The 13489-nt window shown below is 68.5% G+C and carries 12 protein-coding genes; 4 read left to right on the forward strand and 8 right to left on the reverse strand.

The window, feature by feature from the left end:
• Positions 1–109: 109 nt before the first annotated feature.
• Positions 110–730, forward strand: coding sequence for a hypothetical protein (locus QQM72_RS32910; protein ID WP_020125086.1), 621 nt, complete (start codon positions 110–112; stop codon positions 728–730).
• Between the two features lie 207 nt (positions 731–937).
• Here the strand turns inward: QQM72_RS32910 and QQM72_RS32915 are convergent, their stop codons facing one another.
• From QQM72_RS32915 to QQM72_RS32925, 3 genes are all read right to left on the reverse strand, one after another.
• Positions 938–1576: a hypothetical protein gene (locus tag QQM72_RS32915; RefSeq protein WP_314224483.1), complete on the reverse strand. Its 639-nt coding sequence runs from the start codon at positions 1574–1576 to the stop codon at positions 938–940.
• Between the two features lie 68 nt (positions 1577–1644).
• Positions 1645–2346, reverse strand: coding sequence for a ribonuclease HII (locus tag QQM72_RS32920; protein ID WP_314224484.1), 702 nt, complete (start codon positions 2344–2346; stop codon positions 1645–1647).
• 93 nt (positions 2347–2439) lie between these two features.
• Positions 2440–3063: a TetR/AcrR family transcriptional regulator gene (locus tag QQM72_RS32925; protein ID WP_314224485.1), complete on the reverse strand. Its 624-nt coding sequence runs from the start codon at positions 3061–3063 to the stop codon at positions 2440–2442.
• A gap of 202 nt (positions 3064–3265) precedes the next feature.
• Here QQM72_RS32925 and QQM72_RS32930 point away from each other — a divergent pair, with 202 nt between their 5' ends.
• The gene (locus tag QQM72_RS32930) at positions 3266–4813 is read left to right on the forward strand and encodes an MFS transporter (RefSeq protein WP_314224486.1); all 1548 of its coding nucleotides are present in this window, start codon (positions 3266–3268) and stop codon (positions 4811–4813) included.
• A gap of 422 nt (positions 4814–5235) precedes the next feature.
• Here QQM72_RS32930 and QQM72_RS32935 read toward each other — a convergent pair whose 3' ends face one another.
• From QQM72_RS32935 to QQM72_RS32945, 3 genes are all read right to left on the reverse strand, one after another.
• A complete protein-coding gene (locus tag QQM72_RS32935; RefSeq protein ID WP_314224487.1) occupies positions 5236–6156 on the reverse strand; it encodes an ADP-ribosylglycohydrolase family protein in 921 nt (306 codons plus the stop codon).
• A gap of 12 nt (positions 6157–6168) precedes the next feature.
• Positions 6169–6828 (reverse strand): histidine phosphatase family protein, encoded by a 660-nt coding sequence (locus QQM72_RS32940; RefSeq protein ID WP_314224488.1) that lies wholly within the window; start codon positions 6826–6828, stop codon positions 6169–6171.
• 161 nt (positions 6829–6989) lie between these two features.
• On the reverse strand, positions 6990–7595 hold the full coding sequence (locus tag QQM72_RS32945) for a YdbC family protein (RefSeq protein ID WP_020125079.1): 606 nt from the start codon (positions 7593–7595) through the stop codon (positions 6990–6992).
• Positions 7596–7750: 155 nt separating this feature from the next.
• Between QQM72_RS32945 and QQM72_RS32950 the strand changes: the two genes are divergently transcribed.
• Complete coding sequence (locus QQM72_RS32950; RefSeq protein ID WP_314224489.1) at positions 7751–8284, forward strand: TerD family protein; 534 nt, start codon at positions 7751–7753, stop codon at positions 8282–8284.
• Positions 8285–8412: 128 nt separating this feature from the next.
• Here the strand turns inward: QQM72_RS32950 and QQM72_RS32955 are convergent, their stop codons facing one another.
• Positions 8413–11313: a vitamin B12-dependent ribonucleotide reductase gene (locus QQM72_RS32955; RefSeq protein WP_314224490.1), complete on the reverse strand. Its 2901-nt coding sequence runs from the start codon at positions 11311–11313 to the stop codon at positions 8413–8415.
• A 165-nt stretch (positions 11314–11478) separates the two neighbouring features.
• On the reverse strand, positions 11479–12048 hold the full coding sequence (gene nrdR, locus QQM72_RS32960; protein WP_314224491.1) for a transcriptional regulator NrdR: 570 nt from the start codon (positions 12046–12048) through the stop codon (positions 11479–11481).
• A gap of 582 nt (positions 12049–12630) precedes the next feature.
• Here nrdR and lexA point away from each other — a divergent pair.
• On the forward strand, positions 12631–13410 hold the full coding sequence (lexA, locus tag QQM72_RS32965) for a transcriptional repressor LexA (RefSeq protein WP_314224492.1): 780 nt from the start codon (positions 12631–12633) through the stop codon (positions 13408–13410).
• The last annotated feature ends 79 nt before the right edge of the window (positions 13411–13489 follow it).

Raw genomic sequence — 13489 nt, forward strand, 5'->3', positions numbered from 1 at the left:
AGTTCCGCTCCCCGCACGGCTTGCCCGTAGTCCGGTAGGGCTCTGCTGCGGCGTGCGCTCCCCCGAATCCGACCCGCCCGCAGTGTGGGCCGTAGCCGAAGGGAGGATCGTGACCTTCGGATTCGCTCCGTCCTCGGCGGCATCGTTGTCGACGTCCACGTCCGCCACCTCCGCCACCCGCTTGCTCGAGCCCGCCGAATGGGCAGCGGCCGGCATCCCACTGCTGCGCAACCCGCGGGAGGTCGTCAGCGGTCTGCACTCACGGCACAGACCACGGCCGGCCACCGCGATCGTGGCTGTGCTCGACCCGGACGAACGGGTGCGGGCCAGCGCCTCGTTCACCCGGCGCCAGGCATCGTCCGACGGCTGGATGTTCCGCAACGCCCTGCTCGCCCAACTACGCCGGGTCATCCCGCACGATCTGCGGCTGCGCACGCCCGTACGCACCGCCGTGCTGCTCTACTGCCGGGACGGCGACGCACGCTGGACGGAGGAGGACGGGGCGTGGATGTGGGGTCTGCGCGACGCCTGCACGTTGCACGGGTTGCGCTGCGGGGCGTACATCACTCTCACCCGGGACGGCTGGCAGGTCCTCGGCGAGGGGCGCGGAGGCCGCCGGCCCCACGCCGATTCGACTCCGGAACCCTTCGCCCTGTCCGAGGCCCCACCGCCGCTGCCCCGAACCGGCGGCGCCGCCTCGGAGGTACTCCGTCGCGCCGCGGCCCGCTGAGAGACGGCCGGGCGGCAAAGAGAGCCCGTAACCACGTCGGCCCCCGGGAGGCGCAAACCTCCCGGGGGCCGACCCGCATCGTCGCGCGCCGAGACCTGGGCCGTCCGGCACGCGCAAGGCGGCGGTGCCGTCGGCGCACACACCACAGAGGCGCCGCACAAGCGACGCCTCCGTGACCCCGGCGCCTGCCGGCCTACCGGAACCGGTTCAGACGCCCGCGCCCAGCGCCGCGTTGATCTGCTGCGGGTCGCCACAGACGATCAGCAGTCCGGCGGCCCGAGCGCGGGCCAGCGGCAGAGCCGTGGCGGCCACGGTGTCGGGGCCGCCGTTGACGGCGACCACGACGACGGGACGCACGCCCGCCCGGTCCAGCGCTGCGGCATCGGCGTAGAAGACGTCGTCTCCCGCGTCATGCTGTGCCCAGTAGGGCGCCTCGCCGAAGGACAGTTCGTGGGTGGCCCAGGGGTGCTGCTCGCCGGTGGTGACCACCAGCACGTCTCCCGGCGTACGGCCCGAGTCCAGGAGGAGGTCCACGGCCTCCTCGGCGGCGTCCAGCGCTCCCTCGGCCGAGGCCGGGATCAACTGGACCTGGGGAGTCGCCGAAGCGGGCGCTGCGACGGCGGGGGCGGCCGGGGCCGAGGGCCCGGGCTTGGCGGCCGCGTCACGCGGCGCGCGTTGCGCCGGTGGTGTGGGCCGGACGGGTCCGGGACGACCGGGACGCGACGGAGCCGCGGGACGGGGTCCGGGTACAGGTCGAGGGGTCGGCGCTGTGCGGCCGCTGGCCGGAGTGGCGCGGGGACCCTGGGCACTCTCGTGAATCTGAGGCTCCTGGGGAATGAGAGGCATGAGCTGTTATTTATCAAACGTTGGTGCGGCAAGCGCCAGCGGGTGGCACATCAGTGCGACCGGAATCGTCAGAAGTCGAAGCCGAGTTGACCTTCGACTCCCGGAACGCTCCCGTTCGCCCACGTACGGGCCTTCTTGAGGTGCCGCCACTGGGGCAGCGCATCAAGATACGCCCACGACAACCGGTGGAACGGAGTGGGTCCCCGCTCCTCCAGTGCGGCCTTGTGCACGGGCGACGGATACCCGGCATTGTCCGCAAAACCGAAGTCTGCATGGTCGACACCCAGTTCGGCCATCATTTTGTCGCGCTGGACCTTGGCGATCACCGAGGCCGCCGCGACCGCCACACAGGACTGGTCACCCTTGATCACCGTACGGACCCGCCACGGGGCGCCGAGGTAGTCGTGCTTCCCGTCGAGGATCACCGCGTCCGGACGGATCGGGAGAGCCTCCAGGGCCCGCCCGGCGGCGAGCCGGAGCGCGGCGGTCATCCCCAGGTCGTCGATCTCCTCCGGGGAGGCGTGGCCCAAGGCGTGCGAGGTCACCCACGTCAGCAGCTCCTGAGAGAGCTCGTTGCGCCGCTTGACGGTGAGCAGCTTGGAATCGGTGAGACCCGCGGGGGGTCGACGAAGTCCGGTGACGGCCGCGCAGACGGTGACGGGTCCGGCCCAGGCACCGCGGCCCACCTCGTCGACACCGGCAACGACCTTCGCTCCGGTCGTGGCGCGGAGGGAGCGCTCGACGGTGTGAGTGGGTGGTTCGTACGGCATGGCGCCCTTAGATTACGCCGCCATGGTCCCGTCGCGACACCCCGGTCGGCACCGGCCCCCCGCCGACCGGTCGCCAGGGCGCCGAATCCGCGCTCAGGACCGGTCAGGCCGCAGCAGCGGCAGCATGAGCCGGTCGATCATCTCGTCGAGATCTCGATCACCCCATTCGCATCCGCACACCTTTGATCGATACATCATCATGGCCGGAATGGCATCGAAGACATAGCTGTTCGCCGCGTCGGACCGCACGTCACCTCTCTCGATTCCACGGGTGATGACCTCGTGCAGCAGTTTCACGGTCGGCTCCACCACTCCGTCGACGATCAGGGCATGGAAGCGTTCAGCCTGAATTGGATCGCATTCGTGAATGATTGAACGCAACGCGGACCCCGGAGGGGAGAACATCGCGTCACGCGCGTCACGGCACAGCGCCATCAGATCCGCACGCACACTGCCCAGATCGCGTACGGCGTCCAGCCGGGGCAGTCCGGCCCGCAGGGCGTCCGTGACGAGGGCCTCCTTGGAGGGCCAGCGGCGATAGACGGCGGCCTTGCCGGTCTGAGCCCCGGCCGCCACGCCTTCCATCGTGAGGCCGTTCCAGCCGACGGTGCCCAACTGCTCCAGCGTGGCATCGAGAATCGCACGTTCGAGCACGGCACCGCGCCGGCGGGGAGAGGACGCCTGAGCGGGGGCGGCCGTCCAGCGCGAAGTATCCATCCAGGTGTCTCCAGCGAGCAGAAGAAGCGGGGATCAGGGGGAGCGGGGATCAGGGGGTGGAGCGAGGCTCCGCGCGACCGCGACGGGGGACACGCCGAGAGGCGACGCCACAAGTGAACGCTTGCGTTCACTACGAAGGACTCACTACCGTTGACGGCCAGTGAACGCCATCGTTCACTAATGCTCTTGTGGGGGACTCATAGTGACAACCTCTCAGCTGACTCAGAACCAGAAACCCGGGGCGGCCCGTCGGGAGGGACATCCCGGCATCGCACTCACCGTGATCGCGGCCTGCCAGCTCATGGTGGTACTGGACGCGACGATTGTGAACATCGCGCTTCCGCACATTCAGGACTCGCTCAAGTTCAGCACCACCGATCTCACCTGGGTGGTCAGCGCGTACACGCTCACCTTCGGCGGCCTGCTGCTGCTCGGCGCCAGAGCGGGTGACATCCTCGGCCGGCGGCGAGTGTTCATGGCCGGCATCCTTCTCTTCACCTTCGCCTCGCTCCTGGGCGGACTGGCTCAGGAACCGTGGCAGTTGCTCGCCGCACGCGCCCTCCAGGGCGTGGGAGGCGCCATCGCGTCGCCCACCTCGCTGGCGCTCATCACCACCACGTTCCCCGAGGGGCCGGAGCGGAACCGGGCATTCGGCGTCTTCGCCGCGGTCTCCGCGGGCGGCGGCGCCATCGGCCTGCTCGCGGGCGGCATGCTCACCGAGTGGCTCGACTGGCGCTGGGTGCTGTTCGTCAACGTACCCATCGGCATGCTCATCGCCTTCCTCACGCCGCTCTACATCAGCGAGTCCGAACGCCACCCCGGACGCTTCGACATAGCCGGCGCACTGACCTCGACACTCGGCATGGCCTCCCTGGTCTACGCGTTCATCCGCGCGGCGGAGGAAGGCTGGCGGGACGGTCTGACAGTCGGCGCCTTCGCGGTCGCGCTGGTCCTGCTGATCGCCTTCGTGTTCACGGAGTCGCGGGCCAAGGAGCCGATCACTCCGCTGAAGATGTTCGCCGACCGCAACCGCTCCGGTACGTACGTGATCATGCTGAGCCTCGCTGCGGCCATGTTCGGCATGTTCTTCTACATCGTGCTCTTCGTACAGAACGTGCTGGGCTACAGCCCGATCAAGGCGGGCCTCGCCTTCCTCCCCGTCACGGTCGCCATCGCCGCGGGCGCGGGTCTGTCGCAGCGCTTCCTGCCCACCGTCGGCCCCAAACCGTTCATGCTCGTCGGTTCCGCGCTGGTGGCGGTCGGCCTCACCTGGCAGGCCTTCATCAGCCCCGACAGCTCCTACGTCGGCGGAGTGCTCGGGCCGATGGTGGTCTTCGCCTTCGGCATGGGTCTGAACTTCGTGACGGTGACGGTGACCGCTGTCTCGGGTGTCGCCCCGCACGAAGCGGGCGCCGCGTCCGGTCTGCTCAACGCCACTCAGCAGGTCGGCGGTTCGCTCGGCCTGTCCATCCTGACGACCGTCTTCGGTACGGCCAGCAAGGACGAGGCGGAGAAGCAGCTGCCGAAGTTCCTCGCGGATGGAACCCCGCAGCAGAAGGCCGAGTTCGCCAAGACGCACCAGTTGCCCGCTCCCTGGGGGCATGACGTACTCGCCCACGGCATCTCGACGGCTTTCGTCCCGGCCGCCGCGATGGCCGTACTCGCCCTGGTGACCGCCTGGCTCGTCATCCGTGTCCAGAAGAGCGACCTGGAGGCGCTGTCCGGCACGGCGGGCCCCATGGCCGGCTGACGGACCAGCGCTGCCGGCCGGCCCGGGAGTGCCACCGCCTGTCCCCACGAAGGCGCGTCGATCTCTTCCGGGTCGGCCCGCGCGACCTCTCGATACCGACCTCATGATCGCCAACAGATCGAACCGCACGCGCACCCCCTGTGTCGTCCCACGGCCACCCGCCGACCCGCATGCACAGGCCGCACAGCGGATGTCCGAACAACGCCTGGGCGATCACGCAGAGTTCCCATCGAACACCGAGAGTTCTCGACGGCCACCGCACCGCCTCCGCCGGTCCGAGAAGCACACCGGCACCGGGGAGGTGATGGTCTGCAACCCGCCGTCACCGGTGCGCTCGACCGCGCGGCGCTGGAGTTCGGCACGCCGACCCCCCGACAAACGGCATGCGGCATGCGGCATGCGGCATGCGGCATGCGGCAGCTTCAGGCTTCTGGCACCGCGTGGCGCACAGGCATCCACCCCGGCAGCGCTTCCACCTGCCGCGTCCACGCCTGCGGAGGAGTCCCCGCCTCGCCGGACGCGAGTATTCCGCCCACGATGGCGCAGGTCGTGTCGACGTCGCCGCCGACCTGCGCGGTGGTCCAGAACGCCGTCTCGTAGTCATCGAGGGCGCGCGCCGCCGACCAGACCGCGAAGGGGACGGTGTCGTGGGCCGACGTCCGCCTCCCGCAGCCCAGCACCGCCGCGACGGTGGCCGCGTCGGCGTAGTCGAGCATGTCCCTGGCCCGCCGCAGACCGGCACCGACGGCGCTCTTCGGAACAAGGGCGACGACGCCGTCCAGAAGCTCTTCGGCGCTGGGCGGCCCTCCCGGGGCACCGACCAGCGCGGCGGCCGCGGCGACGGCCATGGCCCCGACCACGGCCTCCCGGTGCTGATGCGTGGGGTAGGCGGAGATTTCTGCTTGGTGGGTCGCCTGCTCGGGATCGTCCGCGTACCAGGCTCCCAGCGGGGCGACGCGCATGGCGGCGCCGTTGCCCCAGGACCCCTGCCCGTTGAACAAGGCGGCCGACAGCTCACGCCAGTCGGCGCCTTCTCTGACCAGCCTCAGCAGCCGGTTGACCGCGGGACCGTACCCGCGGTCGAAGTCGTGGTGCTGCGCGAAGGACCGCGCCAGTGCGTCCTGGTCGATGCGGTGGTGGGCGGCCAGGACGGCCACGACGGAGCAGGCCATCTCGGTGTCGTCGGTCCACTGCCAGGGTCCGGGCGGCAACGCGCGGCGCTGGAGCAGCGGATAGTTCACCGGCACGAAGAACTGTGAGCCCAGCGCGTCGCCAAGGGCGAGGCCGCGCAGGCTGGCCAGCGCGCGCTCCAGGCGCCGGTCGGGAGAGGAGTCAGCGGTCATCGCTCTGCCACTCTATCCGGTGATCCCGTACGGTTCCGGATCTCGCCAGCGGTTGAAGGGCCGGTCGAGCGTGTACCGGTCCTCGTCCCCGAGAACGAGCATCCGCATCTCGGCGTTCCCCGGATTCGCGAGGGACTCGAATTCCGCGACCGTCCAGTGGAACCAGCGCATGCAGAACAGTCGCATCGCGAGGCCGTGGGTCACGATGAGCACGTTCGGTGGGTGGTCAGGGGCCTCGAAGCTGCGGAAGAGGCTCTCCAGGAAGCCGCCGACCCGGTCGTAGACGTCGGCACCGCTCTCGCCCTGGGCGAAGCGGTAGAAGAAGTGCCCGTAGGCGTCCCGGTAGGTCTTCTGCAGCCGCACGTCGTCGCGGTCCTGCCAGTTTCCCCAGTCCTGCTCGCGCAGCCGGGGCTCTTCACGTACCCGTATGAGGTCGGGGTCCAGGTGGAAGGCCCGGAGGGTCTCATGCGTACGCCGGTAGGGGGAGACGTACACGCTGACCCGCTCGTGCCCGAAGACCTCCCGCAGGGTCTTTCCCGTCTCCTCGGCCTGCTGCCACCCTCGCTCGGTCAGGGCCAGTGCATGGTCGGGTTCACGCTCGTAGACGGTGTCATCAACATTGCCCGTTGACTCCCCGTGCCGGACAAGGACGATGCGCCGTGGTCGTGCCATGCCAAAACCCTAGATCGGGTGACGGCCGACTGAGCACTCGTACGGCCTTCATACAGCGTAGGTCACACAAATCCCGCAACAGAAAGCGCATACCGCACACGATCGGCGCGTCCGGCGGACTCCTACGAGCCCGTCTGGGCGTCAGTCAATGAGTCCGGATTTCAAACCGTCCAGGTCGACTCGAGTTCGACGATGTCACCGGTGAGGGCGGATATGTCCGCCTCCGTCTGGGCGCGCAACGCGAGCCGCTCCACGCGTTCGGTTCGGTACTTTCCGTGTTCGGCCGCCGAGCGCCACATCGAGAGCACCATGAACTCGTGCCCGGGCGCCTCGGCGAACAGCCCCCGGATCATGCCGGGCGAGCCGGCCATGGCGGGGTTCCACACCTTCTCCTGCATGAGGGTGAAGTGCTCGGCGCGTTCCTCGTGGACCCGGCAGAGGGCCACCCGCAGCAGGTCGGAGTCGGTGAAGCGCGGCTCGAAGCCCGTCTTCACGTCGAAGCGGTAGTCGAACAGCCGCACCTGGGCGTCCTTGAAGGTGCCCGACTGAGCCGCCGCCAGCCGGTCATGGGAACGCGCCATGAAGGAGTCGTAGAAGGCGCGGCTCTCCCAGAACGCGAAGACATGCGCGACGGAGGGCCGCCCCCTGCTCCAGCCCCCGCCCTGCCCCCGGAACCCCGGCTCCCCCAGAAGCCCCGCCCACTTTCGCTGTCCCCGTTCGAAACCGCGGCGGTCCACCACGGTGCAGCGAATCCACTTGACCAGCACCGCGCCATCGTACGGCCAGTGGGCGTGGCGTTGGTCACCCTCGTTCGCAGAGCGACGCTGCGATGCCGCACACGCGCGTGGCAGGATGGACAACCGGCCCTGAGAGTGGGCGGGTTCGGGGCGATATCAGATGGGGAAACGGGGAGGGGAATCCGGTGAGCGGCCTCAACAAGGGAATCCGCAAAGTCGAGATGGCGCTGAAGTGGGACCCGAGTCCGGCGGGTCGGCCACCCACCGACCTGGACATCGTGGCCGCGACCTACCTGGAGAGCGATCCGCATGGCGCCCCTGCCTATGTGGTGCACTTCGACAGTCGCTCCCCCGACGGAACGATCTACCTCAACCGGGACAGCAAGGACGGCAAGGGATTCGGCTGGGACGAGGTGATGACACTGGAGCTCGACCGCCTGGACGCGCGGTACGGGCGCGTGGTCGTCGGTGTCGTCATCCAGCAGAACCAGGAACACCGGACGTTCGTCGGTGTGCTCAACCCCGCCTTCCGGATACGGGAGGGCTACACCGTCCTGGAGGAGGACGACTTCGCCGGCGTCCTCGGCGCGACCGCGGCGACGGTCGGGGAGTTCCTGCGCGAGTCGTCCGACGGATGGTCGTTCCACTCCGGCGTCCAGGGCTTCGAGGACGACCCTGCGGCGTTCACGAGGATCATGGGCCAGGTGCGCCGCTCCTGAAGGCGCGGAGGACGCCACCGCCGTATCGCTGACGGTGGAACCTCCGGAAAACACCGAGGGCGGTGGAGCCGGGAACCGGCTCCACCGCCCTTTGTCAGGTCATCGCGACCTGACCGGCACCGCAGTAATCAGCTGCAACCGCTGGTCGAACCGCAGCCCTCGCAGATGTAGCAGGAACCGGCCCGCTGCATCTTCGTACCGCAGGAGAAGCACAGCGGGGCGTCGGCCTGGATGCCCAGCTGCATCTCCACCAGCTCGGCGCTGGTGTGAGCCTGCTTCGGGGCGGGCTCGATCACCTCGACGTCGGCCTTGGGGGCGGCCACGGCCTTCAGGTCCGTCGGACGCGGAGCGGACTGCGCGAGCCCCTCTACGTCCACGTTCTCCTCCTCGAAGGTCGGTTCGTACGAACCGGTCTCCAGGTGGCGCTGACGCTCCTCGGCGGAGTGGATGCCGAGCGCGGAACGCGTCTCGAAGGGCAGGAAGTCGAGCGCCAGGCGACGGAAGATGTAGTCGACGATCGACTGCGCCATCCGCACGTCCGGGTCGTCGGTCATGCCGGCCGGCTCGAAGCGCATGTTGGTGAACTTCGAGACGTACGTCTCCAGCGGCACGCCGTACTGGAGACCGACGGAGACCGCGATGGAGAAGGCGTCCATCATCCCGGCGAGGGTCGAACCCTGCTTGGACATCTTCAGGAAGACCTCGCCGAGACCGTCGTCCGGGTAGGAGTTGGCGGTCATGTAGCCCTCGGCGCCACCCACCGTGAAGGAGGTCGTGATGCCGGGCCGGCCCTTGGGCAGACGCTTGCGGACCGGGCGGTACTCGATGACCTTCTCGACCGCGGTGCGGATCGTCTCCTCGGCCTTCTCGGTGATCTCGGTCTTCTCCTTCTCCTTGGTCTTCGCGGAGAGGGGCTGACCGACCTTGCAGTTGTCGCGGTAGATCGCGAGCGCCTTGACGCCGAGCTTCCAGGCCTCGAAGTAGATCTCCTCGACCTCCTCGACGGTCGCCGTCTCCGGCATGTTGACCGTCTTGGAGATGGCACCGGAGATCCAGGGCTGGATCGCGGCCATCATGCGGACGTGGCCCATCGGGGAGATGGCGCGCTCGCCCATGGCGCAGTCGAACACCTCGTAGTGCTCCGGCTTGAGGCTGGGGGCGTCGATCACGTTGCCGTTGTCGGCGATGTGGGCGACGATCGCCTCGATCTGCTCCTCCTGGTAACCCAGGCGACGCAGGGCCTGCGGGACGGTGCCGTTGACGATCTGCATCGAGCCGCCGCCGACCAGCTTCTTGAACTTGACCAGGGCGAGGTCGGGCTCGACGCCGGTGGTGTCGCAGGACATCGCCAGACCGATGGTGCCGGTCGGGGCGAGCACGGACGCCTGGGAGTTACGGAAACCGTTCTTCTCACCGAGCCGCAGGACGTCCTGCCATGCCTCCGTGGCGGCGGCCCATACCGGGGAGTCCAGGTCGTCCATGCGGACGGCCGTCCCGTTGGCGTCGGAGTGCTGCTTCATGACGCGGTTGTGGGCGTCGGCGTTGCGGGCGTAGCCGTCGTACGTGCCGACGACGGAGGCCAGTTCGGCGGAGCGGCGGTACGCCGTGCCCGTCATCAGGGAGGTGATGGCGCCGGCCAGCGCGCGGCCGCCGTCGGAGTCGTAGGCGTGGCCGGTGGCCATCAGCAGGGCGCCGAGGTTGGCGTAGCCGATGCCGAGCTGGCGGAACGCGCGCGTGTTCTCGCCGATCTTCTGGGTCGGGAAGTCGGCGAAGCAGATGGAGATGTCCATCGCGGTGATGACGAGCTCGACGACCTTCTGGAAGCGGTCGGCCTCGAAGGACTGGTTGCCCTTGCTGTCGTCCTTGAGGAACTTCATCAGGTTCAGCGAGGCGAGGTTGCAGGACGTGTTGTCCAGGTGCATGTACTCGCTGCACGGGTTCGACGCGGTGATCCGGCCGGACTCGGGGCAGGTGTGCCAGTTGTTGATCACACCGTCGTACTGGATGCCCGGGTCGGCACAGGCCCACGCGGCCTCGGCGAGCTTGCGGAACAGCGCCTTGGCGTCGACCTTCTCGATGATCTCGCCGGTCATACGGGCGCGCAGGCCGAACTCGGTGCCGTTCTCGACGGCCGTCATGAACTCGTCGTTCACGCGGACGCTGTTGTTGGCGTTCTGGTACTGGACGGACGTGATGTCGTCGCCGCCGAGGTCCATGTCGAAGCCCGCGTCGCGCAGGGCGCGGATCTTCTCCTCTTCCTTCACCTTCGTGGCGATGAAGTCCTCGACGTCCGGGTGGTCCACGTCGAGGACGACCATCTTGGCCGCGCGACGGGTGGCGCCACCGGACTTGATGGTGCCGGCGGAGGCGTCGGCACCACGCATGAAGGAGACCGGTCCCGAGGCGTTGCCGCCGGAGGAGAGGAGCTCCTTGGAGGAGCGGATGCGGGAGAGGTTCAGGCCGGCGCCGGAGCCGCCCTTGAAGATCATGCCCTCTTCCTTGTACCAGTCGAGGATCGACTCCATGGAGTCGTCGACGGCGAGGATGAAGCAGGCGGAGACCTGCTGGGGCTGCGGCGTACCGACGTTGAACCACACAGGGCTGTTGAAGCTGAAGATCTGGTGCAGGAGGGCGTACGCCAGCTCGTGCTCGAAGATCTCGGCGTCGGCGGGCGAGGCGAAGTACCTGTGGTCCTCACCGGCCTTCCGGTACGTCTTCACGATGCGGTCGATCAGCTGCCTGAGGCCGGTCTCGCGCTGCGGGGTGCCGACGGCACCGCGGAAGTACTTGCTGGTGACGATGTTGACCGCGTTCACCGACCAGAAGTCGGGGAACTCGACGCCACGCTGCTCGAAATTGACCGAGCCGTCGCGCCAGTTGGTCATGACGACGTCACGACGCTCCCAGGCCACCTCGTCGTAGGGGTGCACGCCGGGGGTCGTGTGGATGCGCTCGATGCGCAGGCCCTTGGTGGTCTTGGTGCCCTTGGCTCGGGAACCTCGTGCCGGACCGCTCGCCGTCTCTGTCATGCCGCCTCCCTCTACGGGCGAAAACGCCCTAAAATGCCACGTTTGTTCCCGTGACACGGTGTTCTGTCTTGTGCTGTGGGCCCCACGCGCTCTCACCCACAGCAGGTCTTGGTCCGCCGCCGCCCGGCCTTCCTCAGGCTCGAAACCCCGGTTCCGGCCCTCCGGTCAGTCGGCGGCGTGGGCGGGCTCGGGGACCTGCGCGGCCCCTCCGGGCCCGCCTCCGTCTCCCCGGCTCCCCACTACAGTCCCTGCATCGCCCTCGCGGTCGTCGTCGTCCGCGGCGGGGCGAGCCGTCTGGTCCCTGAGTTCCGCGATGGCGGCCTCGAAGTCCTCGAGCGAGTCGAACGCCCGGTAGACGGAGGCGAATCGCAGATAGGCGACGAGGTCGAGCTCCTGCAACGGGCCGAGTATGGCCAGCCCCACGTCATGGGTGGTCAACTCGGCACTTCCGGTGGCCCGGACCGCCTCCTCGACCCGCTGGCCGAGCTGAGCCAGCGCGTCCTCGGTGACAGGCCGCCCCTGACATGCCTTGCGCACGCCGTTGATGACCTTGGTACGACTGAAGGGCTCGGTGACTCCGGACCGCTTCACCACCATGAGCGAGCACGTCTCCACGGTCGTGAAACGACGGGAGCAGTCAGGGCACTGGCGGCGCCTGCGGATCGACGTGCCGTCATCCGTCGTACGGCTGTCGACGACACGGCTGTCGGGGTGCCTACAGAAGGGGCAGTGCATGAACTCCAACCCTCCTCACAGCAGACTCAATGGCCTCGCCGGGCCTCACAGGCCCCTCGAAGCAGCCCCAAGCATAGGGGATCCACGAGCATCCGAAGACACCGGGACCACAACTTCTGGGCCACTGGTGCAATCCAACCACTACATATGGGGGCTTGGCCCATACACCCAGGTTGCGACGCGTGTCGCGTCCGACACCTTCACCCCTCGCGATCCCGCCGTCACACCCAGCACCCGAAAACCACCCGCGCACGCGTGCGTGCACCCGCGTCGGCGCGCCGTATACGGCGATACCGTGGGCGCCACAGGGAGGAGAGGTGGGACTCTCGCGCAGAGCGGGGCCAATTCCCGGCCTGCGGGGCGCCGGATGGCAGACTGAGGCCACGCCTCACAAGGTCATCCGTCTCGGCGGTGAAGAGTACAACAATGAGCTCTTTTGTCCGCCGGGCGGCACGTTAGCCATACACCCAGACACATGATCAAGTCCGGCTATCCACGCTTTTTCACTCGAACGTGTGTTTGGCGCAACCTTTCGAAAGCAACTACCGTTGTCCAGCAGGGAGACAATCGAGAGGGGCCGACGTGACCACCACCGCAGACAGTGCCACCATCACTGCCCAGGACCGCTCCCAGGGCCGACTCGAGCCGGTGCATGCGATGAACGAAGCCATGAATCCCGAGGGACACAAGCGCTCTCTGCCTGGGCGACCTCCAGGCATCCGCGCCGACAGCTCGGGACTCACCGACCGGCAGCGCCGAGTGATCGAGGTCATCAGGGACTCCGTACAGCGGCGTGGATACCCGCCGTCCATGCGGGAGATCGGTCAGGCGGTCGGCCTGTCCAGCACGTCCTCGGTCGCCCACCAGTTGATGGCACTGGAGCGGAAGGGCTTCCTGCGCCGCGACCCGCACCGGCCACGCGCCTACGAGGTGCGAGGTTCCGACCAGGCCAGCTCCGTGCAGCCCACGGACACCGCCGGCAAACCCGCCGCGTCGTACGTCCCACTGGTCGGACGCATCGCCGCCGGTGGCCCGATCCTCGCCGAGGAGTCGGTCGAGGATGTCTTCCCCCTCCCGCGGCAGTTGGTGGGTGACGGCGAACTGTTCGTCCTGAAGGTCGTCGGTGACTCGATGATCGAGGCCGCGATCTGCGACGGCGACTGGGTCACCGTCCGCCGTCAGCCCGTCGCCGAGAACGGCGACATCGTGGCGGCGATGCTGGACGGCGAGGCCACCGTCAAGCGTTTCAAGCGCGAGGACGGCCATGTGTGGCTCCTCCCGCACAACGCTGCCTACGAGCCGATCCCGGGTGACGACGCGACCATCCTCGGCAAGGTGGTGGCCGTACTCCGCCGCATCTGAGTACGGCGGTGGACGGGACACCTCCGTCCGCCCCTTGAAGCTGGGCCCCGGGATCCCTGCGCCGGTTCCGGGGCCCTGT

The sequence above is a fragment of the Streptomyces zaehneri genome (genome assembly GCF_032248645.1).
Lineage (GTDB): Bacteria > Actinomycetota > Actinomycetes > Streptomycetales > Streptomycetaceae > Streptomyces > Streptomyces coriariae.